The following is a 23750-nucleotide window of genomic DNA, read 5'->3' as shown; positions in this document are numbered from 1 at the left end:
AAAAGTATTGGATTCATAAGTTATAAAGTTCTTATTTTATCCTAGGCGTAGTATTAATTTCAAATGTTAAACTAGACCAACTTATTAATCTTATTGGCTGCTTTAAAAAATGAAATCCAAATTATATAAAAATAAAAAAGCATCTCAATTTTGAGATGCTTTTTGCGGTCTGGACGGGACTCGAACCCGCGACCCCCTGCGTGACAGGCAGGTATTCTAACCAGCTGAACTACCAGACCGTTGCTCTTAGCGAATGCAAATATACAAAATGAATTTACATATACACTAAATATTTTATAAATTATTTAAAATAAAAAAAGCATCTCAAAATTGAGATGCTTTTTGCGGTCTGGACGGGACTCGAACCCGCGACCCCCTGCGTGACAGGCAGGTATTCTAACCAGCTGAACTACCAGACCGTTGCTCTTAGCGAATGCAAATATACAAAATGAATTTACATATACACTAAATATTTTATAAATTATTTAAAATAAAAAAAGCATCTCAAAATTGAGATGCTTTTTGCGGTCTGGACGGGACTCGAACCCGCGACCCCCTGCGTGACAGGCAGGTATTCTAACCAGCTGAACTACCAGACCGTTGCTCTTAGCGGATGCTAAATATATAAAATTAACACTAGTATTTTAAAACAACTTTAAACTATTACTCTAAAACTTGAGATATTAAAAATTAAGAAAAACTTGTATAACAAACTTTAAACAAATAACCATTATTAATATTGCTTTACATTTTTTGTGAAATTACCACAAACCTTTTATTAAAAATTACTATCTTTCTGATTCTTATATTTATAATAAACCCCCAATTATGAAAAAGAGCTACATATTTATTTTATCCCTATTCAGTTTCCTTTTTGCGAATTCACAGAATCAAAATTTCATTATAGATAATAGTTATCCATTTGAAATTAATGAAGAATCGCTTGGTAATGCAACCATAGGTGGTGATACTATTTTTGTTTCTTCTACTAGAACAAAACCAATTAAATTTAAATCCTTAACGGGAGATGAAGGCAGTCCAATTGTTATTATAAATAAAGGAGGACAAGTAAAAATTGAAGATTCTGATAGCTATAATTGGGGAGCTATAACTTTTGAAAACTGCAAATACATTAAAATAAGTGGTGCAGGTCATTCTAATTACAAATATGGCTTTGAATTAGTTGCTGATCAATGTGGACTTGCATTTACTGAATTAAGTTCAGATTGTGAAGCTGAATTTATAAAAGTAAATCACGATGGATTTTTCGGAATTTATGCTAAAAAAGATTATAGTGGTGATCCTCCAACTCCACACCCTGTATTTGAGAATCTTGTAATTCACGATTGTTTTATTGAAAATGTTTCTGAAGGAATGTATTTAGGAGAAACTAAGACTCCAGGAATGGAGTTTAAACATGTTAAAATTTACAATAATATTGTAAAGAATACTTTAAGAGAATGTATTCAAATAGCTAACATGGTTGAAGATGTAGAAATTTATAACAATACACTTATAAATGCTGGTTTAGATAATCTTTACGCTCATACTAATGTACTTCAAATAGGTGATAATAGTGTTGTAAATGCTTACAATAATATACTTGTAAATGCACCTTCAAATGGTATAATTGTGTTTGGAAAAGGAGATTGTATATTTACTAATAACTATATTTCATCAACCTCAGGAGTTTTTATAGATGATCGTACTGTAAGTGATACTTTATCTCCTATAACTTTTAATCAAAATTATTTTAAAGCTACAATTGGCAACCAGGTTATAAAAAATTACAATGAAAATAATTTCATAACTGCAAAAGACAATATCTATGATACAGATATTACATTTTTTCTAAATGAATCTGGTAATACTGAGAATATTTCAGTTACAAACAATGCATTGGAGAGTATTCAAGAAATAGAATTTACAGATCCTGATAATAATGATTATTCACTTACAAGTGCAAACCCAATTGAATATGAAAACATAGGTGCTCCAGGCGGCCCTGAGTATATTGAATCAACTCCTAGTCAAATAATAATTACTAGTGATATGGTCACTGATTTGGTTAGTGGAGGAAGTGTTAATTCACCTTTATTGTTATTTGATGAACAAGATACCTCTATTGAAAATGACGAACACCCTACCAGTGCTTCTTGGAAACCGGCATATACAATGAACAGTTCATCGTATCATGTAGTTGTGGATTTAGGTGCTGAATATTATATATCTGAAATAGATTTACACGATATGCATGATGTTCATAATTTTACAGTCGAATATGTTCAAGATGAAAATTGGACAACTCTTTTTGTAGACCCTTGTGATTCTTATATTACTTGGAGTAAAAACGAAGCAGATATTACAACTCGATACCTTCGATTTTCAATGTATGATAATGTATATGCCGCAGTAAACGAAATTTTTATTTATGGCTATTTAAAAGAAACAACAGCAGACAGTCAAATTGTAATAAATTCTGAGATGGTTGTAGATATGGTTGATGGAGGAAGTGTAAATTCTCCAATATTGCTTTTTGATGAACAGGATATTGATATTGATTCTGGCGAAAAACCAACAAGTGACCCTTGGAAACCTTATTATACGAATGCAAATGCACCATATTATGCTATTATAGATTTGGGTAAAGAATATTCTATTTCTGAGATTGACTTACATGATATGAACGACGTGCATGATTTTACAGTAGAATATGGAGAACCTTTAAATTGGACTACATTATTTGTAGATTCATTAGACCTTTATAATACTTGGTCAAAACACAGTGTAAATATTACAACTCGTTATTTGCGTTTAGCTATGTTAGATAGTCCATATGCAGCAGTAAATGAAATTATTATTTACGGTTCACCAATTTTTAATGCTTATGAATTAGATGAGATCGTAGGAGAAGAACATTTAATAATAACTTCAAGCATGGTTACTGATCTAGTTGAGGGTGGAAGTGTAAATTCACCATTATTTTTGTTTGATGAACAAGATTTATATACAGAATCAACGGAACATCCAACAAGTAAATCTTGGAAGCCAGATTACACAATGAAAAATACAGCTTACCATGTAGTTTTAGATTTAGGAAAGACTTATGATATCACAAAAATTAATTTACATGATATGCATAATATTTATGATTTCACTGTTGAATATCGTGATGGAACTAATTGGAAAACTCTTTTTGTTGATCCTTGTGATAGTTATAATACTTGGAGTATTAATGAAGTTGATGTAACAACCAAATACCTACGTTTTTCTATGTATGATAATGTTTATGCGGCTGTAAATGAAATATTTATTTATGGAGAGCCAAGTGTTTCAACATCAGCAAAACCTTCAATAACTAGTAATATAGAAGAGTTTAATTCAACCGAATCTACATTAAATATTAAATCTCTAAGGTTATACCCAAACCCTGTAGCTGAAAAATTAAATATAGAATTTCCATTAGAAATGATGGGCAATAATAGATTGTTTATTAAAAATTTACGAGGAAGAATTATTCATGCTGAAAATTTATTAGTTTCAGAAAACACTTCAACAAAGCAATTAACTAATTACCAACTACCAAAAACTAATGGAGTTTATACAATATCAATAATGCATGAATCTGGAATTCAGAAAAACTTAAAATTTATAAAAAAATAATTACCTCACTACAAGCTGCAGCAACCCCAATAACTTCGCAAAAAAGTATTGGATTCATAAGTTATAAAGTTCTTATTTTATCCTAGGCGTAGTATTAATTTCAAATGTTAAACTAGACCAACTTATTAATCTTATTGGCTGCTTTAAAAAATGAAATCCAAATTATATAAAAATAAAAAAGCATCTCAATTTTGAGATGCTTTTTGCGGTCTGGACGGGACTCGAACCCGCGACCCCCTGCGTGACAGGCAGGTATTCTAACCAGCTGAACTACCAGACCGTTGCTCTTAGCGGATGCAAATATAAGCGTGTTTTTTATATTTGCAAAGCTTTTTAAATAAAAATTACAAATATTTTTTTCTACTTACTAAATACGATATAAGTATTTGATCAAACCCTTTATTTATATCTACAGGAACATAATCTATTTTGTATTGCATACATTTCAATTTCAAGTCTTTAAAATATTTTTCAACCTCTTCTTTGTATTTTTTTTGAACTGAAGATGCAAACAAATTTATTTCTTCACCACTTTCAACATCAACAAACTTTTTTGGAGAATCTTCAAAATCAAAATTTAATTCGCGTTTTCCATCATACGTATGAAACAATACTAGCTCGTGTTTATTATATTTTAAATGCCTTAAAGCTTCAAATAATTCTTCTTCGTCTTTATCTACCTGAAACATATCTGTAAATAAAAATATTAAAGAACGTTTATGAACTTTCTCTGCTATTTCATGAAGCAAACTATAAGTTTTTGTAGTACTCGTAGATTTTTTCTTAAGCAAGCCTTCCAATTGAGCCAACAACACTCTTCTATGTCGCTCACTTCCTTTCGCAGGAGCATAATAATCATTCTTATCACTATAAACACTTAAGCCAACAGCATCGCGCTGTCTCTTTAATATTTCCATTAAAGCAGAAGCAGCTATCGCCGAAAAACTAATTTTAGATAAGTTATTTATAGTCTCATTTTTAACTTGAGGGTAATGCATAGAAGCAGAATTGTCAACAATTAAATGGCAACGCAAATTAGTTTCCTCCTCATATCGTTTTACAAAAAGCTTTTTAGTTTTAGCATACAACTTCCAATCAATATGCCGAGTGCTTTCACCTTTATTATACAACCTATGTTCAGCAAACTCAACAGAGAAACCGTGAAACGGACTTTTATGCATACCTGTAATAAAACCTTCAACAACCTGTTTGGCTAATAATTCTAAATTATTTAATTCTGAAATATGTTTTACCGAAATCGAACTCATTACTATAAATTAGTTGTTGTAAATATAACTATTAAAAAAGAAAAAGGCTTAACAATTAATTGTTAAGCCTTTAATTTCTTATAAAAATCAACTACTATAAGTGAGCGTCAATTTTTTCAGCGTATGTTGTTTTTGGCGCAACACCAACTTGTTTTTCAACAACTTCTCCACCTTTAAAAACTAAAACTGTAGGAATATTTCTTACTCCATATTTAGCTGCAAACTCTTGGTTAGCATCTACATCAACTTTAGCTATAACAGCTTTTCCTTCGTACTCTCCTGTTAATTGATCCATAATTGGAGCAACCATTCTACAAGGACCACACCAAGCTGCCCAAAAATCGACCATTACTGGCTTATCTGATTTTAATACTACTTCATCAAACGTTGCATCTGTTACTTCTAATGCCATATTATTATATTCTTTTAATTAATAATTTCTATTTTACCTGTACAAAAGTAAACAAATATTTATCCAAAACAATTCAACATTTATTACTTTTATTTATTAAACTATCAACAATATAAATACTTATTGTTAACAGTTAAAAAACTGCCTTAGCAATTGCCTTTATATTATCCGATTTTCCCATTGAATAAAAATGAACAACAGGAGCTCCATTAGCTATTAAATCTTTAGATTGTTCAATAGCCCACTCTATTCCAATTTGTCGCACTTGTTTATTATCCTTACAACCTTCAATAGCACTAATCAAATTCTCAGGCAAATCTAATCTAAATATTTGAGGCAAAATTTGTTGATGTCTTTTAACCGCAATTGGTTTTATACCTGGAATTATTGGAACTGTAATACCAATACTTCTAGCTTTTTCAACAAAACTGTAATATTTTTCATTATCAAAAAACATCTGAGTTACCACATAATCCGCACCAGCATCTACTTTCTCTTTTAGCCTACGCAAATCGGTTTCCATACTTGGCGCCTCTAAATGTTTTTCTGGATACCCAGCAACACCAATACAAAAATCTGGTTTATTATTAGTTTCAATAATATTATGTAAATATTTCCCTTCGTTCAAGTTTTTTATTTGCCCCACCAAATCCGAAGCAAAATTATTACCATCTTTTGTTGGTATAAAATATTGCTCGTGCTTCATTGCATCTCCACGCAACGCCATAATATTATCCAACCCTAAATAATGGCAATCAACTAACACATATTCAGTCTCCTCTTTTGTAAAACCTCCGCATAATACATGAGGTATAGCATCCACATCATACTTATATTTTAACGCTGCACAAATACCAACAGTACCAGGGCGCATACGAGTCATTTTTTGTTCCAACAATCCGTTTTCTTTCTTAATATACACATATTCCTCACGCGATGTTGTTACATCAATAAAAGGTGGTTTAAACTCCATTAACGGATCTACATTATTGTATAAATCCTGAATATTCTGACCTTTTTGCGGCGGTACTATTTCAAACGAAAACAATGTTTTACCATTCGCTTTTTTTATATGATCTGTTACTTTCATTTTTCTTAGTTGTTTGTTGTTGGTTTTTAGTTATTGGTAACTTTACAAACTTTCAACTTTTAAACTTATTCTTTTTGGGCGTTTCCTTTCAGGTCGCGCTATCCGTTTTATCTTTTTTTACGTTACTCTTCAAAAAAGGATGCCACTCCTATCGCTAACGCAAATCAACTTATTCAGCTAAATTAGGATTCAGCCATTTTTTAGCTTCCTCTATACTCATACCTTTTCGTACTGCAAAATCTTCAACCTGGTCTTCAGTAATTTTACCAACACCAAAATATTTCGATTTTTCGTTACCAAAATAATATCCCGAAACTGAAGCTGCGGGCCACATTGCTAAACCATCAGTTAATTCAACCCCAATAGTTTCTTTAACACTTAACAATTCCCAAATTGTTAATTTCTCTGTATGGTCTGGACAAGCAGGATAACCTGGAGCAGGACGAATTCCTTTATATTCCTCTTTAATTAATTCGTTATTAGTCAATACTTCACTCGAAGCATAACCCCAATAATCTTTACGTACTTTTTCGTGTAAATATTCAGCAAAAGCTTCAGCCAATCTATCTGCTAAGGCTTTAATCATAATTGAATTATAATCGTCATGATCTTTTTCAAATTCAGCAGCCAATTCAGCAGTACCAAAACCAGTTGAAACACAAAATGCCCCAACATAATCTTCAATTTCACTTTCTTTTGGCGCAATAAAATCTGCCAATGCAATATTAGCAATTCCTTCTTTCTTTTTAGCTTGTTGACGTAAGGTTACAAACTTTGTATTCACCTTATTTCTATCAGAATCTGCAAAAATCTCTACATCATCATTAACACTATTAGCAGGGAAAATTCCAAAAACAGCTTTTGCTGTCAATAATTTTTCATTTAAAATTTGAGCTAACATTATTTTAGCATCAGAAAACAACTTAGTTGCTTCTCCACCTACAACTTTATCGTTTAAAATTGCCGGATATTTACCTGCCAATTCCCAAGTTCTAAAAAACGGAGTCCAATCTATATAATCAACTAATTTAGTTAAATTAAAATCTTCAAACACCTGAATTCCTTCAAAATTAGGTTTTGTAATAGTTACCGCATCCCAATCTATTTTGAATTTATTTTTTCTAGCTTCATCTAAAGAAACATATTCTTTTTTACTTGATCTGTTAGCAAAACCTTCACGAACCTTTACATAATCAGCTTTAATAACTCCAACATATTTTTGATTGGTTCTTTTGTTCAATAAATCTCCCACAACGGTTACAGCTCTTGAAGCATCGTGCACGTGAACTACCGCATTTTTATATTGAGGATCAATTTTTACAGCCGTGTGTGCTTTTGAAGTTGTAGCTCCACCAATTAATAACGGAACTTCAAAATTCTGACGTTCCATTTCCTTAGCCAAATACACCATTTCATCTAAACTTGGTGTAATTAAACCACTCAAACCAATAGCATCTACATTTTCATCTTTTGCCGCCTGAATAATTTTTTCAGGAGCAACCATTACTCCTAAATCTACAATATCATAATTATTACAACCTAAAACTACACCTACAATATTTTTACCAATATCATGCACATCACCTTTAACTGTTGCTAATAATATTTTCCCATTCGATTGACTAGCTCCATCTTTATCTTCTTCAATAAAAGGCAATAAATAAGCTACGGCTTTTTTCATTACACGAGCAGATTTCACCACCTGTGGTAAAAACATTTTACCTGACCCAAACAAATCTCCAACTACATTCATACCAATCATTAAGTTACCTTCAATAACTTCAATTGGTTTTACAGCTTCTAAACGTGCAGCTTCAACATCTTCAACAATAAATTCATCTAATCCTTTTACTAAAGAATGTGTGATACGTTCTTGTAATGGTTTTTCCCTCCAACTTAAATCAACTTTACGCTCTTTTGAAGTGCTTACTACACTTTCAGCAAAATCTAATAATCGTTCAGTTGCATCTTCTCTTCTATCTAAAATAACATCTTCAACATGTTCTAATAAATCTTTCGGAATATCATCATAAACCTCCAACATTGCAGGATTTACAATTCCAATATTCATACCTGCTTTAATGGCATAATATAAAAACACAGAATGCATTGCTTCACGAACCGCATTGTTTCCTCTAAACGAAAACGAAACGTTACTTACACCTCCACTTACATTTGCATTTGGTAAATTTTCTCGAACCCAACGCGTAGCTTCAATAAAATCAATGGCATTTCTTCTATGCTCTTCCATTCCAGTTGCTACCGGAAATATATTTAAATCGAAAATAATATCTTCAGCAGGAAAGTTGACTTCATTTACTAAAATATCATACGAGCGTTTTGAAATTTCAATTCTTCGTTCATAATTATCTGCTTGTCCAACTTCATCAAAAGCCATTACAATAACGGCCGCCCCATACATTTTTATTTTCTTTGCGTGCTCAATAAACTGTGCTTCACCTTCTTTTAAACTAATTGAATTCACAACGCATTTACCTTGAGCAACTTGCAAACCTGCTTCAATAATTTCCCATTTAGAACTATCAATCATTATAGGAACTCGTGCAATATCTGGCTCTGCGGCAATTAAATTCATAAAACGAACCATCGCTTCTTTTCCATCTAACAAACCATCGTCCATATTTATGTCGATAATTTGTGCTCCACCTTCAACTTGATGACGAGCAATTGCTAATGCTTCATCAAATTTTTCTTCTTTTATTAATCGTAAAAACTTACGAGATCCAGCAACATTGGTACGTTCACCAACGTTTATAAAATTACTTTCCGGAGTAATAATTAACGGTTCAAGACCTGATAGTTTTAGGTATTTTTTTTCTGTATTCATTTTATAAGAATGAGATTCTGAAACAAGTTCAGAATGACGTAAAATTAAAACTTTTATTCAACCAATCTTGGTTTATATCCTTCAACAGCCTCAGCAATTGCTTTAATATGACCAGGAGTTGTTCCGCAACAACCACCAATTATATTTATCAAACCTTTATCTAAATATTCTTTGATTTGATCCGCCATTTGGGCTGGAGTTTCATCATACTCTCCAAAAGCATTTGGTAATCCTGCATTTGGATGTGCTGACACACCAAATTGAGCTTTTTGCGATAATACTTCTAAATGTGGTGTTAGTTGTTTTGCACCCAAAGCGCAATTAAACCCAACTGTTAACAATGGAATATGAGACACTGAAATTAAAAACGCTTCAGCTGTTTGCCCTGATAAAGTTCTTCCACTGGCATCTGTAATTGTTCCACTTAGCATAACTGGAATATCAATATTTCTTTCAGCCTTAATTTCTTCAATAGCAAATAATGCTGCCTTAGCGTTTAAGGTATCAAAAACTGTTTCAACCAATAACACATCTACGCCACCATCAATTAAAGCTTCAGCTTGTTGCTTGTATGCAACTCTTAAATCGTCAAATGTTACCGCTCTAAAACCAGGATCATTTACATCTGGAGACATACTTGCTGTACGGTTTGTTGGTCCAATTGAACCTGCTACAAAACGTGGCTTAGTTGGATTTTTTGCCGTAAACTCTTCAGCCACTTCTTTCGCTATTTTTGCGGATTCATAGTTTAATTCATACACATACTCTTCCATTTCATAATCAGCCATTGCAATGGTAGTACTTGAAAAGGTATTTGTTTCAATAATATCAGCTCCTGCTTCTAAATATTTTCCGTGAATTGTTTTAATAGCTTCAGGTTGAGTAATTGAAAGCATATCGTTATTTCCTTTTACCGAAACTTTGAAATCTTTGAATTTTTCACCTCTATAATCTTCTTCAGTAAATTTATACTGTTGAATCATAGTTCCCATAGCGCCGTCAAGCACTAGGATTTTATTTTTTAATATGTTGCGAATGTCTTCCATTTTTAAAATTTTGCATAAACACAAGGAAGTTATTAAGAAGTAATTGTTATCTGTCCAAATTATATGGTAGAACGTAGCACCTTCTTTAGTTTTAAAGGGTTGCTAAGGCTTCAACAGGTCTATTCCCTCTGCCTTTCTTAATAACTAATAAGTATGTTTATGAACTTTGTGCAAATTAACGGCATATTCTTTTGAATAACAAACAACTATTGTTTTATTTAAGAATTATCTAAGTTTATATTAATAGTGATACGAGTACCATTATTTTTTGAAGAATTAATAAAAATTCTCCCATTTATATAACTTATTCGTTCTTTCATAAAAAATAATCCCATTCCTGCTTCACTTTTTTCAGCAAGTAATTTATCTACATCAAATCCTTTTCCATCATCATCAATTACAATACTTAAAACTTGATCTGAATGACTAATTGAAACTAAAATATAATTAGAATTTGCATATTTCAACGCGTTATTAACAGCTTCTTGAACAACTCGATATAAATTAGTTTCAACCAAAGAATCGAAACGGCCTTTAAAATTAGTTTTGTTTTCAAAAAAGATTTGTTTCCCAGTAAACCCAGCTAATTTTTCAGCCAATTTTTGAATGGTTGGTACAATACCATAATCGATTAATTCCGGTGGAGTTAAATTAAACGTTACAGCTCTAACTTCCTTTATTAAACTTCCAAGCAAATCTTTCAACCTATCAACTTTTAAAGCCGTATTCTCAACATTTTCTGTATTAATAGATTCAATATTAAATTTTAATGCGGTTAACATTTGCCCTATTCCATCGTGAATATCTTTTGCTATACGCTTTCTTTCTTCTTCTTGAGCTTCAACAATTTGACTTGCTTGTATTTTTTGACGGTTCACTTGCTCAGCAAATCGCTCTTCATTCAAAATATTTATCTCATTTTGCGAGGTTTTTCGTTTGGTAATATCCGTACATAAAATTAAAGCGCGTTGATTTCCTCCTAACTGATTCATTGGAATAACAGACATTTCGAGCCATAATTTCTCTTCTTTAAGAGTAATTATTTGCAATTCCCCAACCCAAATAGATCTTCTTTTTCCTTTCAACAATTCACCTACAGTTTGATTCTCACTTTCTTCAAACAATAATACATCTTCTAATTGCCCTTTTTCAGAGTTTAAATTATCAACACCTAATAAGTTTTTAAACTTTTTACTTATATGAACAACGGATCCATCTTGAGCAACACTTATAAATAAAGCGGCATTATCCAAGGCATAATTCAATCCTTTTAATTCCTGCATAGAAGCATCTTTAGCCAAATAAAGTTCTTCAATTTTTTCAGCCTTTTTTTGTGTTTCTTTTTTTGTTTGAATTAAATCGCCAATTACATTTTTAATATGAATTGAAATTGGTTTGAACAGAAACAAAATTTCAAAAACTAAGATTAGTAAAGAAATAATTAATAAAATATATTCAATCCGCTTTAATTGTTTTACTTTTTGCTTACTAACTTCATCAAATTTAAATACAATTTCATTCATTTTATTTAAAAATGGTTTTTCAGCATTCTTTAAAATTTGAATATAAGGAAGTAAAATATCATTTGTTGATGATGGGTTGCTACCAACTAATTGAACAATAGAATTACAAGATTCAATAATTTTTGAATGATGAATTTCTATATTTTGAAATAAGCTTTTTAATTCTGGATTATTTTGAGTTAATTCTCCCAACTCATTAAACTCATCTTGCAGGTTTTGATGTGAATTTAAAAAAGTTTCAGAATCACTTTTAATAGCTTCAATGCTTTTTAATTTTTCTGCGCTACTCGAATTCAACAAAAAAAGTGATTCTTTTACTAATTTCTGACTTAACATTCGCTGTCTACCAGCAATATTAATAATCCGTGAATCGTTTACTTGAGAGTTTAAGTGTTTTTGAATTAGTATTTGAGCAACAATAATAATTCCGGCGATTAAGGAAAACGCCAATATATACAACCTTCTAAATTTAAAAAAGGTAGAATTATCTAACGATATACCATTGTTTTTATCACCCATAAAAAGTAAAACTCTTAATTAAGTGCTTTTGTAATAAGTTCTAATGCAGGTTTTGGCAATTCTAATTTTAATGCTGCTTCATGTCCTTTATCTGACATTTTTTTCCAAGTTTTCTGAACAATGTCAATCAATTTTTCTTCTGAATACTTTTTTGAAAACTTCAAAAAGTAAAACTCTAAAAACACCAAACAAACTACATCTTCTAATGTTTGAGTATCGGCATTTTTCTTTAACTGCTTTTTCAGTAATAAAAATTGAACTTGATCTATCAGCTCCTTTTCATAACCTACAGATGTTAATATTCCTGCAGCTTTTTTAGCATGAAAATCTTTTAAATCTTTTCGCCAAGTTAAATAACCAACTCTATTCATTTCGTAAGAATCTCTTGCAATTTCCCATCTACATATATGCTGACAACAAACTGCTAATTGTAATGCTTCAGAAGAATTTGGAGCAAAATCATTTAACTTTTCAGTCATTCTTACTGCGTACAATAATTCCTTTGGAAATTCAGCATCGTTATGAATTTCCATATTTGGATCTAATGAATTTGCTTCATTAAATAATTTAATTGCCTTTTTGAATTTTTCTTGCTGCATAGTTGATTTTATTTAAAATCAAATCTATTCAGAAAATCCGATATACACAAAGTTGCCTTGTATTTTCACAGGATAAGTTGCAATTGCATCCAAATCACCATTTAAATTCTCACCATTTTCCAGTGAAAATGTTTTTTTATGCATTGGGCAAGCAACTTTTGGAATACCATTAGCGTCTCCAATCATTCCTCTAGACAACACCATTTCCATTTTATGCGGACACACATTTTGACAAGCATACCACTCTCCTTTTCTTTCGAAATTAAAAACTGCAATTTGCTTATCTTTATATTTAACACACGCACCTCCATCTTTTGAAAATGAATCTACTGAAGCCGCTTTAAACCAAACTTTTACTTCTTCCTCTTTTACCGATGTGTACTTTGAAAGTAATGAATTCATAAATACTATTTTTTATTCTTTAATTATTCCAGTGTTCTGGCATTTTTTGATCACGTAACGGAACAAACACTAAGTTATCATCCCTTTCTTCTGAATTTACAAAATGAGTAAAACGTTTTTTCGCTTCTTCATTTTCTACTGCTTGTTTCCACTCGCACTCATACGCATTTACTAAACTTTGCATTTCTTTTTCTAAATCTTCAGCAATATTTAAACTATCATCAATTACTACTTTTTTCAATTGATCAATACCACCTTCTAATTTATCAAGCCAAGCAGCAGTTCTCATTAAAGGAGCAGCAGTTTGAATATAGTAAATTAAGTACCTGTCTAAATATTTTATTACTGTTTCATTGTCTATTTTTTCGGCTAATAATTGAGCGTGTTTTGGAGTAGCACCTCCATTTCCACCAACATATAAATTCCATCCACCTTCAACCGCTATTACTCCAAAATCTTTTCCACGAGCTTCAGCACATTCTCTAATACAACCAGAAACTCCACCTTTAATTTTATGTGGCGAACGCAAGCCTTTATACCTATTCTCTAATTCAATAGCAAAAGAAATACTTTCATCCAATCCGTAACGACACCACGTAGAACCAACACAACTTTTTACAGTTCTTAAGGATTTACCATAAGCGTGACCACTTTCAAAACCAGCATCAATTAGTTCTTTCCAAATAGCAGGTAAATCATTTAATTCTGCTCCGAAGAAATCAATACGAGCTCCTCCCGTAATTTTAGTGTATAAATTATATTTTGATCCAATTTTACCAAGCACAATTAAATTTTCTGGTGTAATTTCTCCACCAGCAATTCTTGGAACTACAGAATAAGTTCCATTTCGTTGAATGTTTGCTAAAAATTTATCATTTGTATCTTGCGCAACATCTTCTTTATTTGGAGTATCATTATATAAACTAGCAAAAATAGAAGAAACTAAAGGCTTACAAGTTTCACAACCATCTCCAACACCACAAGTGTCTAATACTTCATTAAAAGAAGTTAATTTTTTAGCTTTTATTATTCCATACAACTCTTGACGACTGTATTCGAAATGTTCACAGATTACATTTTTTACTGTTTTCCCTAAAGATTTTAGTGTTTCGTTTACCAAATCTGTAACCATTGGTTTACAACCTCCACAACTTGTACTCGCTTTAGTTGATGAAATTACACCCGCTAAATCTTCGCAAGAACCATCTTTAATAGCTCCACAAATTTGACCTTTACTAACATTTTCACAAGAACATATTTGAGCTTCATCTGGCAAGTCTAAAGCACTCCCAAATGAAGAACCTCCTTCACTCGCAGGTAAAATCAACTGCGCTGGATCTTCAGGCATTGCCATTCCATTTAAATAAACCTGATGCAACATATTATAATCAGCAGCATCCCCTACAAGAATTCCACCTAGCAACTTTTTACCATCTAAGCTTACATTAATTCTCTTATATAAATACTCTGTTTTATTTTCAAATATAATTGAATGTCCTTTGGATGCAGGCATAAACGGCTCACCAAAACTTGCAACATCTACACCAATTAATTTTAATTTGGTAGACATATCAATATCACTTGGCATTAATATCTCTGCATTACCAATAATTTGTTCAACCGCAACTCCAGCCATATCATAACCTGGAGCAACCAAACCATAAATCATTTCATTATACAAAGCTACTTCACCAATTGCATATATTTCAGGATCTGAAGTTTGCATTTTGTTATTTACAACAATACCTCCGCGCGTTCCCATCGCTAACCCACAAGTATTCCCTAACTCATCTCTTGGTCTAATTCCCGCAGAAATAACCAACATCTCTACATCTAAAACATCATCTTCACCAAACTCCATTCCTGTAATAGCATCTTCTCCTAAAATTTGATTTGTTGCTTTACTTAAATGAATATTTAAACCAATAGATTCTAATTTTAATTGAAGCACCTTACTACTTCTTGAATCTAATTGTCTTGGCATTAACTTAGGGGCAAATTCAACAATATGAGGTTCTAACCCCATATCCATAACAGCTTTCCCTGCTTCTAAACCTAATAAACCTCCACCTAAAACCGCAGCCTTTGCATTTGGATTTTTCTTTTTAAGCTCATTAGCATAACTCATCATCCCTTCCAAATCTTCAATAGTACGATATACAAATACCCCTTTTTTCTCAACTCCCTTTATTGGAGGAACAAAAGCAGAAGACCCAGTAGCTAGTACTAAATAATCATATTCATATTTTTTATCAGAAATAGTTGTTATTGTTTTACTACCTCTATGAATATCCGTAACCCTTCCATTGGTAATTAACTCAATATTATGTTCTTCATACCACGATCTAGGTGCCATTTCTAAAGCCTTAGCATCACTATTTTCAAAAAACTCACTTAAATGCACTCTATCATACGCTGGTCGTGGTTCTTCACCAAAAACTGTAATTTTAAATTCTTCTGAAGTTTCTTTTGCTACAAATTTCTCACAAAACTTATAACCTACCATCCCATTTCCTACAACTAAAATTGATTTCATATTGCTACTATTTTAAGTAATACACGACAAAACTACGTATTTTTACTTAATTAAACTACGTATTCTTATTTTTTTTACGTATTTTCGCAAAGAATAATAATTAACATACTTATATTTACCTTATTATGTCTGTAAAAAATAACAATTCAAAAGTAACTCTAGTAGGAGCTGGACCAGGAGATAAAGATTTAATTACTTTAAAGGGAGTATCTGCTATTGAACAGGCAGATTGTATTTTATATGACGCCTTAGTAAATCCAGAAATTTTAGAATACACCAAAAAAGGAACGCCTTGTATATATGTAGGCAAAAGATTTAACAACCACAGATTAAGTCAAGATGAAATAAACGAATTGTTAGTTTCAAAAGCTTTGGAACTTGGACATGTTGTTAGACTTAAAGGAGGTGACCCATTTGTATTTGGAAGAGGTTCAGAAGAAATAGACTACATAGAATCTTTTAACATTCAAACAGAAATAATCCCTGGTATTAGCAGTTCATTGGCAATTCCTGCAATGCAAGGGATACCACTTACAAAAAGAACTGTAAATGAAAGTTTTTGGGTTATTACCGGAACAACGTCTAATGGAAATATTTCGAAAGACATTCAGTTAGGCGCCCAATCATCGGCAACCCTAGTTATATTAATGGGACTACGTAATTTCTCCTTAATTATGGAAGAAATTAAAAGATACAGACATAAGTATACTCCGTTTGCAATTATCCAAAATGGATCTCTTCCAAATGAAACGATAGTAATTGACACCATAGAAAATTACAAAAACACAATTGAATCAATTGATTATTCCTCTCCTGGAATTATTGTTATTGGAGATGTAGTTGCTGAACACCCTTCATACTTAGATGAAGAAATACAAAGAGTTCTTAATTCATATATGTGATCACATCAAAAATTGATCTCTTATATTAATTATAACAATTAAATCCTACCTATTATGACAACTCAAGTTGGATGCAGTTCTTGTTTAAACACAGATTGCCTAATCAAAAAAAATATCACATCAGAAATAATGCAAGAGTTAGCGCTTGCCAAGAACACTATTATTTGCAAAAAAAACCAACAATTTATACTAGAAGGAACACCTATTAATGGTCTATTTTTTGTTTACAAAGGGAAGGCAAAAGTTCTAAAAACAGGAATTTATGGCAGAGAACAAATTCTTCGCTTTGTAAAAGATGGAGAAATAATTGGACATAGAGGATTTGGGATTCAAAAAAACTACTCAATAGGAGCATCTACTCTGGAGGACACCATATTATGTAACTTCTCCAATGAAACCCTAAATGAAATGCTGCATAAGATACCTAGTTTAACCTTGGATTTTATGAAGTTTTATGCCGAAGAACTAAATAGATCAGAATCTAAAGTTAAAACAATTGCTCAAATGACGGTAAGAGAAAAAGTTGTTGACACCTTATTATATATACACCGTAAATTTGGTGTAAACCACAAAGAATTTCTTAACATACAATTAAAAAGAAAAGAAATAGCAGATTTTGCCGGTACCACAGATGAACAAGTAATTAGAACAATTTCAGCACTAAAAAAAGAAGGGCTTTTAACTATTCAAGGAAAGAAGATTGGAATACCAAACCTCAACCTATTAAGAAAAGAAATTTCAGAACACAACTACTTTTTAGATAGCTAAACTCCATTTTTTTAGAGTTGATTTCGAAAATACGTAGACAATTAATTGTTCTGCGTATTTTTTTATTTAATTGATTTTATGCTTTTTACCTTTTTTCTATGTTTTATCGCAGGTTTTTTTACGCTTATTAATTTGTTTTAAAAAGTGTTTTACCATACTTCATAATGACTCATACCTATATATTTGCATTATCTACGTATTTATACGTATTTATAAAATTTTAAATATATGAGCACTACAGAACTTAAAAAATCGTCGAAACTAGAATTATTAAAATTAAGCAATCCAGCAACAAGAACCTTTTGGATTACATCAATAGCATTTTTCTTATGCTTTTTCGCTTGGTTTGGAATTGTACCATTTATGCCCGATGTTGTTAGAGATTTAGGATTAACTCCAGATCAAAAATGGAATTCAATTATTTTAGCCGTATCAGGAACAGTTTTTGCCCGCTTACTTATAGGTAAACTTACCGATAAATATGGACCACGTTTATGTTATACTTGGCTATTAGTATTAGGAGCTATACCAGTAATAGCAATAGGTTTTGTTCAAACACCATTACAATTTTTAATTTGCAGATTATTTATTGGGTTTATTGGAGCTTCTTTTGTAATCACACAAGTTCATACATCCATTATGTTTTCACCAAGCATAGTAGGAACAGCAAATGCAACTTCCGCAGGTTGGGGAAATTTAGGTGGTGGAGCTAACAGATTAGGAATGCCAATAATTGCCGCAGCAGTGGTTAGCTTTGGAATTGCTGACCAAGCAGATGCTTGGAGATACTCTATGATAATTGCTGGAGTTATATGTTTCGCAATGGGACTAGTATATTACTTCTTTACACAGGATACACTTAACGGAAACTTTAAAGAATTAAGAGCAAAAGGTGAATTTCCAAATACTAAAAAAGACCAAGTAGGATTTTTAGAAGTACTAAAAGATTATAGAGTATGGATTTTATTTGTAGTATATGCAGGCTGTTTTGGAATTGAACTAACAGTATACGGCACCATGGATGATTACCTTCAAAACACATTCCAATTAGAAAGAGCAACAGCAGGAAACATTGTATTATCTTTTGCTTTAATGAATATTTTTGCCCGTACATTAGGTGGATTCTTTGGAGATAGATTTGGAAAAAAATTCGGATTAAGAGGACGTGTTTTATTCTTAGCTGCAATTCTCGCAGTTGAAGGATTAATGCTTGCATCATTCTCAAGTATGTCTGCACTATATGTTGCCATAGGATTTTTAGTTGCATTTAGTCTTTCAGTTCAAATGGCAGAAGGAGCAACATTTTCTGTAGTTCCATTCATCAATAAAAAAGCAATTGGCTCTATTTCAGGAATTGTAGGTGCTGGAGGAAATGTTGGAGCATTTTTTGCTGCCATACTATTGAAATCAAAATCTGCATTTGCAGAAAAAGCTGCTATTGCTGCCAACGAAGGATTAAGCGCCGAAGCCATAGAAGCAGCTCAATCTGCTGCATCCTCAGCAGCCGTATCTAGTGGATATTTTATTATTGGAGCATTGATTGTTGCTATATCATTAATTTCATTAGCAATTAAATTCAACACAGAACAAGAAACTGAAGAAGATGAAATTAGAGAACCAAAACTGGCTTTAGCTGACAAATAGAAACTATAATATATCTTTTTTAAAATACGTAGCACTTTTTAAGTGCTACGTATTTTTTTTGAATACTGATTCTATTATTGTTAATCTGTTTTTATGTTTTTTTGCAGTTTTTACCCTGCTTAAAACGTTACCCAAACCAACTTAATTACATAGTGCAACTCATAACATACGTATATATTTGCAATGAACCTACGTAGTTCTACGTATTTACATTAAAAAACTATTTAAATCTATACATTATGAAAACAACAACATTTAAAACATTGGTTCTTTTCGCATTAGTTCTTATTACAGCTTGCGGAACAGAAACGAAAAAAAAGACTGAAGAAGTAGTAGAAAAAACAATCACAGAAAGCAAAACAAAAAAGTTAGATATAGAAAAACCTCAACTTACCTTTGGTTTTATCAAATTAACTGATATGGCTCCTTTAGCAATTGCTAAAGAAAAAGGGTTCTTTGAAGATGAAGGATTATTTGTTTCTGTTGAAGCACAATCTAACTGGAAAAACATTTTAGACCGAGTAATTGATGGACAATTAGACGGATCACATATGCTAGCAGGTCAACCAATTGCTGCTGGAGCAGGATTTGGAAGACAAGCTGAATTAGTAACAGCATTTTCAATGGACTTAAATGGAAATGGAATTACTGTATCTAATGATGTTTGGAGCAAAATGAAACCAAACATTCCAGTAGATGGTGAAGGAAAACCAATTCACCCGATTAAAGCAGATGCCTTAAAACCGGTAATTGAAGGATACAAAGCTTCAGGAAAAGCATTTAAAATGGGAATGGTATTTCCAGTATCAACTCACAACTATGAAATAAGATATTGGTTAGCAGCAGCAGGTATTCACCCAGGAATTTACACAAAAGAAAATATTCAAGGACAAGTTGATGCTGAAGTATTACTTTCCGTAACACCACCACCACAAATGCCAGCAACATTAGAAGCAGGAACAATTTATGGTTACTGCGTTGGAGAACCTTGGAACCAACAAGCAGTATTTAAAGGAATTGGTGTTCCAGTTGTAACAAATTACGATATATGGAAAAACAATCCAGAGAAAGTTTTTGTTATGACTAAAAAGTTTGTTGAAGAAAATCCTAATACAGCAGTTGCCGTTACAAAAGCACTTATTAGAGCTGGAAAATGGCTAGACACACCGGGAAACAGAGCTGAAGCTGTAAAAATATTATCAATGTCTCAATATGTTGGTGCCGATGAAGTTGTTTTAGCGAACTCAATGACAGGAACTTTTGAATATGAAAAAGGAGACAAAAGAGAAATGCCAGATTTTAACGTTTTCTACAGATATAATGCAACCTACCCATTCTATTCAGATGGTGTTTGGTTCTTAACTCAAATGAGACGTTGGGGACAAATCCCAGAAGCTAAATCAGCAGAATGGTACGACTCTAAAATTAAAGAAATTTACAGACCTGACATCTGGAAAAAGGCTGCAGACTTATTAGTTGCTGAAGGTCAAATTCCCTCAACTGATATTCCAACTACTGACGGATACAAAGCTGTAACTGATGAATTTATTGATGGAAAATCATACAATGCAAAAGACCCAATTGGATACATCAACAGCTTTAAAATAGGAAATAAAGACTAACCAAAATACTTCTCCTCTTGAATAAGGAGGAACTAAAACCCAAATAATTAATCAAGAAACAAATTACAATGAGTGATAAATTAATAAAAATCGTACGGTTTATTGGATTAGGTTTTTTAGAACCAATTATCCGTTTATCAAGAGGAGAAGAAACTAAAAAGAACCTAACGGAGATTCTAAAAAAAATAGTGGCTCCGTTAGCTTCAACACTGCTTTTCATTCTATTATGGCAAAGCGGAGCTACAGCATTATACAACACAGAAGCAGAATACCGAATTGAAAAAGCTTTTAAAGATCAAGGACAAAAAGCAGCTGATGAAATGACGGCATGTATTGAGTCTGGAGAAGTTAACTGTCAGCCGAACACATTACCATCACCATCACAAGTTAAAGCATCATTTAATTCTTTATTAAAAGATCATAAAACTATAAGTGCTGATAAAAAAGCTTTTAAAGAAAAAACGGCAGACTTAAATAAAAAACGAATTGCTGAAGGAAAAGACCCTATTGTTTACACCGGTAGACCTTCATTTGTTGATCAAATTATTACAAGTATAAAAACGGTATTTGCTGGGTTTTTATTGGCTATTTTTATTGCAGTACCTATTGGAGTTGTAATTGGTTTAAGCGAAACTTTACGAAGTTCTATTAACTGGTTAATCCAAATTTTCAAGCCTGTTTCACCTGTAGTTTGGTTATTATTAGTTTTTATGATTGTTAAGACTTTAACTAAAGATTCAGATGCCGACAGTTCATTTATAATCTCATTTATTAGTGTTGGTTTATGTTCTATGTGGGCTACATTAGTAAACACCGTAATGGGAGTTTCAACAGTAGATAAAGACATTCTAAACGTAGCCAAGGTTTTAAAACTTGGACCTTTTCAAAAAGTATTTAAAGTTATTTTACCATCATCATTACCATTAATATTCACTGGTTTAAGAATTACATTATCAGTTGCTTGGATGGTTTTAATTGCTATTGAATTACTGGCACAAAGTCCAGGATTAGGATCATTTGTTTGGGAAGAATTTCAAAATGGAGCAAACGATTCGAATTCAAAAATTATTGTAGCAATGTTTGTAATTGGAATCATCGGTTTCTTACTTGATAGAATTATGTTAACTATTCAAAAATTTGTGTCTTTCAACAAAAACGAAGGAGCGTAAAAAGAAAACTATGGCATATTTAGAATTAAACAACGTAAATAAAACATATGGAAAAGGAGCCAACGCTACCGAAGTATTATCGAATATAAATCTTCACATTGAAGAAGGTGAGTTTGTAGCAATTGTAGGGTTTTCTGGAAGTGGAAAAACAACTCTAGTAAACCTAATAAATGGATTATTACAACCAACCAGCGGTGAAGTTTTATTCAAAGGGAATCCAATTGTTGACACTAGCCACGAAAGAGGTGTTATTTTTCAAAATTACTCTTTACTTCCTTGGCTTACAGTTTATCAAAATATAAGTGTTGCAGTTAAAGAAACCTTTCCAAAAGAAAGCAAACAATTTAGAGATGAACGCGTAAAAGAATATATAGAAATGGTGAGTTTAACTCCTGCAATTAACAAAAGACCAAAAGAATTATCAGGAGGAATGCGTCAAAGAGTTTCTATTGCAAGAGCTTTAGCAATGGATCCAGAAATGATTATTATGGATGAACCTTTAGGAGCACTTGATGCGCTAACAAGAGGAAATTTACAGGATGAAATTTTAAACATTTGGAATAAAGATAAACGCACTGCATTGCTAATTACCAATGATGTTGATGAAGGAATCTATATGGCAGATAGAATTATTCCTTTACGCCCAGGTCCAAACGCAACATTAGGTCCTGAATTTAAAATAAACATAGAAAGACCAAGAGATAAGACATCTTTAAATGATGATCCTGAATTTAAAAAAACAAGAAATGGAATAATTGAGTATTTAATGGAAATTGGAGAAGAAAGATCAACTTCAACAGACGAAACCGAATATGTATTACCAGATCTTGAACCTAAATACTTTGACTAACAGAAGAAATTCACCCGTAAAAACAAAAAACTATGGCCTTACTATCAAAAAATAAAAGACCTGATATCATTACAGAAAACGGTATTGAATATACTTCAAAAGTAATGCTCGATTTACAAGATTTAAAAAAAGTGTACCCAACACCAAAAGGTGATTATGTAGTACTTGAACATTTAAATCTTCAAATAATGAAGGAAGAATTTGTTACCATAATTGGTCATTCTGGCTGTGGAAAAACCACCATGCTTTCAATGATTGCGGGTTTAAACCCAATTTCCGATGGAAGAATTTCAGTATTGAGTAATCCAATAAAAGGACCAGGTCCAGACAGAGGGGTAATATTTCAATCTCCTAGTTTAATGCCTTGGTTAACAACTTTAGAAAATGTAATGCTTGGCGTAAGACAAGTTTTCCCACAAGCAAAAAAGAAACAGCGAGAGGATATTTGCAAATATTATTTAAGCAAAGTTGGACTTGAAGGTTCATTTTACAAAAAAGCAAGTGAACTTTCTCAAGGAATGCAACAGCGTGTTGGAATTGCAAGAGCTTTCGCTATAAAACCAAAAGTACTGCTACTAGACGAACCTTTTGGAATGTTAGATTCGCTTACAAGAGGCGAACTACAAGATGTATTAATTGAAATTTGGAATAAGGAAAAAATTACAGCCGTAATGATTACACATGACGTTGATGAAGCAATATTTTTAGCAGACAGAGTGGTAATGATGACTAGCGGTCCTAGAGCCAAAATTGGAGACATTCTAGACATTGAATTTAAAAGACCAAGGTCTAGAAAAGCCATTATAGAACATAATGATTACTACAAATACAGAAAACACTTGATAGACTTTTTAGAACATTAAACACAACTATTAACTATTTAAATTGA

17 protein-coding genes, 4 tRNA genes and 1 riboswitch are annotated in these 23750 nt (G+C 32.0%); of the genes, 8 read left to right on the top strand and 13 right to left on the bottom strand.

The window, feature by feature from the left end:
- Positions 1 to 165 precede the first annotated feature (165 nt).
- The 3 genes from BLU40_RS03680 to BLU40_RS03670 form a co-directional block, all read right to left on the bottom strand.
- Positions 166 to 239, bottom strand: a tRNA-Asp gene (locus tag BLU40_RS03680).
- Between the two features lie 106 nt (positions 240 to 345).
- A tRNA-Asp gene (locus BLU40_RS03675) sits at positions 346 to 419 on the bottom strand.
- A gap of 106 nt (positions 420 to 525) precedes the next feature.
- Positions 526 to 599, bottom strand: a tRNA-Asp gene (locus tag BLU40_RS03670).
- Between the two features lie 229 nt (positions 600 to 828).
- Between BLU40_RS03670 and BLU40_RS03665 the strand changes: the two genes are divergently transcribed.
- Positions 829 to 3663 (top strand): T9SS type A sorting domain-containing protein, encoded by a 2835-nt coding sequence (locus BLU40_RS03665; RefSeq protein ID WP_090119844.1) that lies wholly within the window; start codon positions 829 to 831, stop codon positions 3661 to 3663.
- A gap of 206 nt (positions 3664 to 3869) precedes the next feature.
- On the opposite strand, the gene BLU40_RS03660 is transcribed toward BLU40_RS03665, so the two are convergent.
- From BLU40_RS03660 to nirB, 10 genes are all read right to left on the bottom strand, one after another.
- Positions 3870 to 3943: transfer RNA gene (locus BLU40_RS03660), tRNA-Asp, on the bottom strand.
- A 64-nt stretch (positions 3944 to 4007) separates the two neighbouring features.
- Complete coding sequence (locus tag BLU40_RS03655; protein WP_090119841.1) at positions 4008 to 4931, bottom strand: DUF58 domain-containing protein; 924 nt, start codon at positions 4929 to 4931, stop codon at positions 4008 to 4010.
- 94 nt (positions 4932 to 5025) lie between these two features.
- Entirely contained in the window at positions 5026 to 5343 is a 318-nt protein-coding gene (gene trxA / locus BLU40_RS03650) for a thioredoxin (protein ID WP_090119839.1), read from the bottom strand.
- A 133-nt stretch (positions 5344 to 5476) separates the two neighbouring features.
- Positions 5477 to 6433 (bottom strand): methylenetetrahydrofolate reductase [NAD(P)H], encoded by a 957-nt coding sequence (metF, locus tag BLU40_RS03645; protein ID WP_090119836.1) that lies wholly within the window; start codon positions 6431 to 6433, stop codon positions 5477 to 5479.
- Positions 6434 to 6602: 169 nt separating this feature from the next.
- Positions 6603 to 9326, bottom strand: a complete 2724-nt coding sequence (metH, locus tag BLU40_RS03640; protein ID WP_449405319.1) for a methionine synthase — start codon at positions 9324 to 9326, stop codon at positions 6603 to 6605.
- 8 nt (positions 9327 to 9334) lie between these two features.
- A complete protein-coding gene (locus BLU40_RS03635) occupies positions 9335 to 10327 on the bottom strand; it encodes a homocysteine S-methyltransferase family protein (protein ID WP_090119832.1) in 993 nt (330 codons plus the stop codon).
- A 43-nt stretch (positions 10328 to 10370) separates the two neighbouring features.
- Positions 10371 to 10474, bottom strand: a riboswitch (SAM riboswitch).
- Positions 10475 to 10545: 71 nt separating this feature from the next.
- The gene (locus tag BLU40_RS03630) at positions 10546 to 12369 is read right to left on the bottom strand and encodes an ATP-binding protein (protein WP_090119830.1); all 1824 of its coding nucleotides are present in this window, start codon (positions 12367 to 12369) and stop codon (positions 10546 to 10548) included.
- A gap of 14 nt (positions 12370 to 12383) precedes the next feature.
- A complete protein-coding gene (locus tag BLU40_RS03625) occupies positions 12384 to 12968 on the bottom strand; it encodes a DUF4202 domain-containing protein (RefSeq protein WP_090119827.1) in 585 nt (194 codons plus the stop codon).
- A 24-nt stretch (positions 12969 to 12992) separates the two neighbouring features.
- Positions 12993 to 13370: a nitrite reductase small subunit NirD gene (nirD, locus tag BLU40_RS03620; RefSeq protein WP_090119826.1), complete on the bottom strand. Its 378-nt coding sequence runs from the start codon at positions 13368 to 13370 to the stop codon at positions 12993 to 12995.
- Between the two features lie 19 nt (positions 13371 to 13389).
- Complete coding sequence (gene nirB, locus BLU40_RS03615; protein ID WP_090119823.1) at positions 13390 to 15906, bottom strand: nitrite reductase large subunit NirB; 2517 nt, start codon at positions 15904 to 15906, stop codon at positions 13390 to 13392.
- Positions 15907 to 16031: 125 nt separating this feature from the next.
- Between nirB and cobA the strand changes: the two genes are divergently transcribed.
- The 7 genes from cobA (at position 16032) to BLU40_RS03580 (ending at position 23724) form a co-directional block, all read left to right on the top strand.
- Positions 16032 to 16808, top strand: coding sequence for a uroporphyrinogen-III C-methyltransferase (cobA, locus tag BLU40_RS03610; protein WP_090119821.1), 777 nt, complete (start codon positions 16032 to 16034; stop codon positions 16806 to 16808).
- Positions 16809 to 16862: 54 nt separating this feature from the next.
- Entirely contained in the window at positions 16863 to 17576 is a 714-nt protein-coding gene (locus BLU40_RS03605) for a Crp/Fnr family transcriptional regulator (protein ID WP_090119819.1), read from the top strand.
- A gap of 228 nt (positions 17577 to 17804) precedes the next feature.
- A complete protein-coding gene (locus BLU40_RS03600; RefSeq protein WP_090119816.1) occupies positions 17805 to 19220 on the top strand; it encodes an MFS transporter in 1416 nt (471 codons plus the stop codon).
- A gap of 239 nt (positions 19221 to 19459) precedes the next feature.
- The gene (locus tag BLU40_RS03595) at positions 19460 to 20842 is read left to right on the top strand and encodes a CmpA/NrtA family ABC transporter substrate-binding protein (RefSeq protein ID WP_090119814.1); all 1383 of its coding nucleotides are present in this window, start codon (positions 19460 to 19462) and stop codon (positions 20840 to 20842) included.
- 68 nt (positions 20843 to 20910) lie between these two features.
- A complete protein-coding gene (locus tag BLU40_RS03590) occupies positions 20911 to 22011 on the top strand; it encodes an ABC transporter permease (RefSeq protein ID WP_090119812.1) in 1101 nt (366 codons plus the stop codon).
- Between the two features lie 10 nt (positions 22012 to 22021).
- Entirely contained in the window at positions 22022 to 22861 is an 840-nt protein-coding gene (locus BLU40_RS03585; RefSeq protein ID WP_090119809.1) for an ABC transporter ATP-binding protein, read from the top strand.
- 32 nt (positions 22862 to 22893) lie between these two features.
- Positions 22894 to 23724: an ABC transporter ATP-binding protein gene (locus BLU40_RS03580; protein ID WP_090119807.1), complete on the top strand. Its 831-nt coding sequence runs from the start codon at positions 22894 to 22896 to the stop codon at positions 23722 to 23724.
- Positions 23725 to 23750 lie beyond the last annotated feature (26 nt).

The sequence above is a fragment of the Lutibacter oricola genome, from assembly GCF_900106565.1.
In the GTDB taxonomy this organism is placed as follows: domain Bacteria; phylum Bacteroidota; class Bacteroidia; order Flavobacteriales; family Flavobacteriaceae; genus Lutibacter; species Lutibacter oricola.
This window is presented reverse-complemented; position numbering and strand designations above follow the sequence as displayed.

What these genes read in the sequence shown, in the direction of transcription:
- metF (WP_090119836.1), bottom strand. Translation starts at nt 6,433, where the DNA reads ATGAAAGTAACAGATCATATAAAAAAAGCGAATGGTAAAACATTGTTT.
- nirD (WP_090119826.1), bottom strand. Translation starts at nt 13,370, where the DNA reads ATGAATTCATTACTTTCAAAGTACACATCGGTAAAAGAGGAAGAAGTA.
- BLU40_RS03635 (WP_090119832.1), bottom strand. Translation starts at nt 10,327, where the DNA reads ATGGAAGACATTCGCAACATATTAAAAAATAAAATCCTAGTGCTTGAC.
- nirB (WP_090119823.1), bottom strand. Translation starts at nt 15,906, where the DNA reads ATGAAATCAATTTTAGTTGTAGGAAATGGGATGGTAGGTTATAAGTTT.
- BLU40_RS03655 (WP_090119841.1), bottom strand. Translation starts at nt 4,931, where the DNA reads ATGAGTTCGATTTCGGTAAAACATATTTCAGAATTAAATAATTTAGAA.
- BLU40_RS03590 (WP_090119812.1), top strand. Translation starts at nt 20,911, where the DNA reads ATGAGTGATAAATTAATAAAAATCGTACGGTTTATTGGATTAGGTTTT.
- BLU40_RS03600 (WP_090119816.1), top strand. Translation starts at nt 17,805, where the DNA reads ATGAGCACTACAGAACTTAAAAAATCGTCGAAACTAGAATTATTAAAA.
- trxA (WP_090119839.1), bottom strand. Translation starts at nt 5,343, where the DNA reads ATGGCATTAGAAGTAACAGATGCAACGTTTGATGAAGTAGTATTAAAA.
- BLU40_RS03595 (WP_090119814.1), top strand. Translation starts at nt 19,460, where the DNA reads ATGAAAACAACAACATTTAAAACATTGGTTCTTTTCGCATTAGTTCTT.
- BLU40_RS03630 (WP_090119830.1), bottom strand. Translation starts at nt 12,369, where the DNA reads ATGGGTGATAAAAACAATGGTATATCGTTAGATAATTCTACCTTTTTT.
- BLU40_RS03665 (WP_090119844.1), top strand. Translation starts at nt 829, where the DNA reads ATGAAAAAGAGCTACATATTTATTTTATCCCTATTCAGTTTCCTTTTT.
- cobA (WP_090119821.1), top strand. Translation starts at nt 16,032, where the DNA reads ATGTCTGTAAAAAATAACAATTCAAAAGTAACTCTAGTAGGAGCTGGA.
- BLU40_RS03580 (WP_090119807.1), top strand. Translation starts at nt 22,894, where the DNA reads ATGGCCTTACTATCAAAAAATAAAAGACCTGATATCATTACAGAAAAC.
- BLU40_RS03585 (WP_090119809.1), top strand. Translation starts at nt 22,022, where the DNA reads ATGGCATATTTAGAATTAAACAACGTAAATAAAACATATGGAAAAGGA.
- BLU40_RS03625 (WP_090119827.1), bottom strand. Translation starts at nt 12,968, where the DNA reads ATGCAGCAAGAAAAATTCAAAAAGGCAATTAAATTATTTAATGAAGCA.
- BLU40_RS03605 (WP_090119819.1), top strand. Translation starts at nt 16,863, where the DNA reads ATGACAACTCAAGTTGGATGCAGTTCTTGTTTAAACACAGATTGCCTA.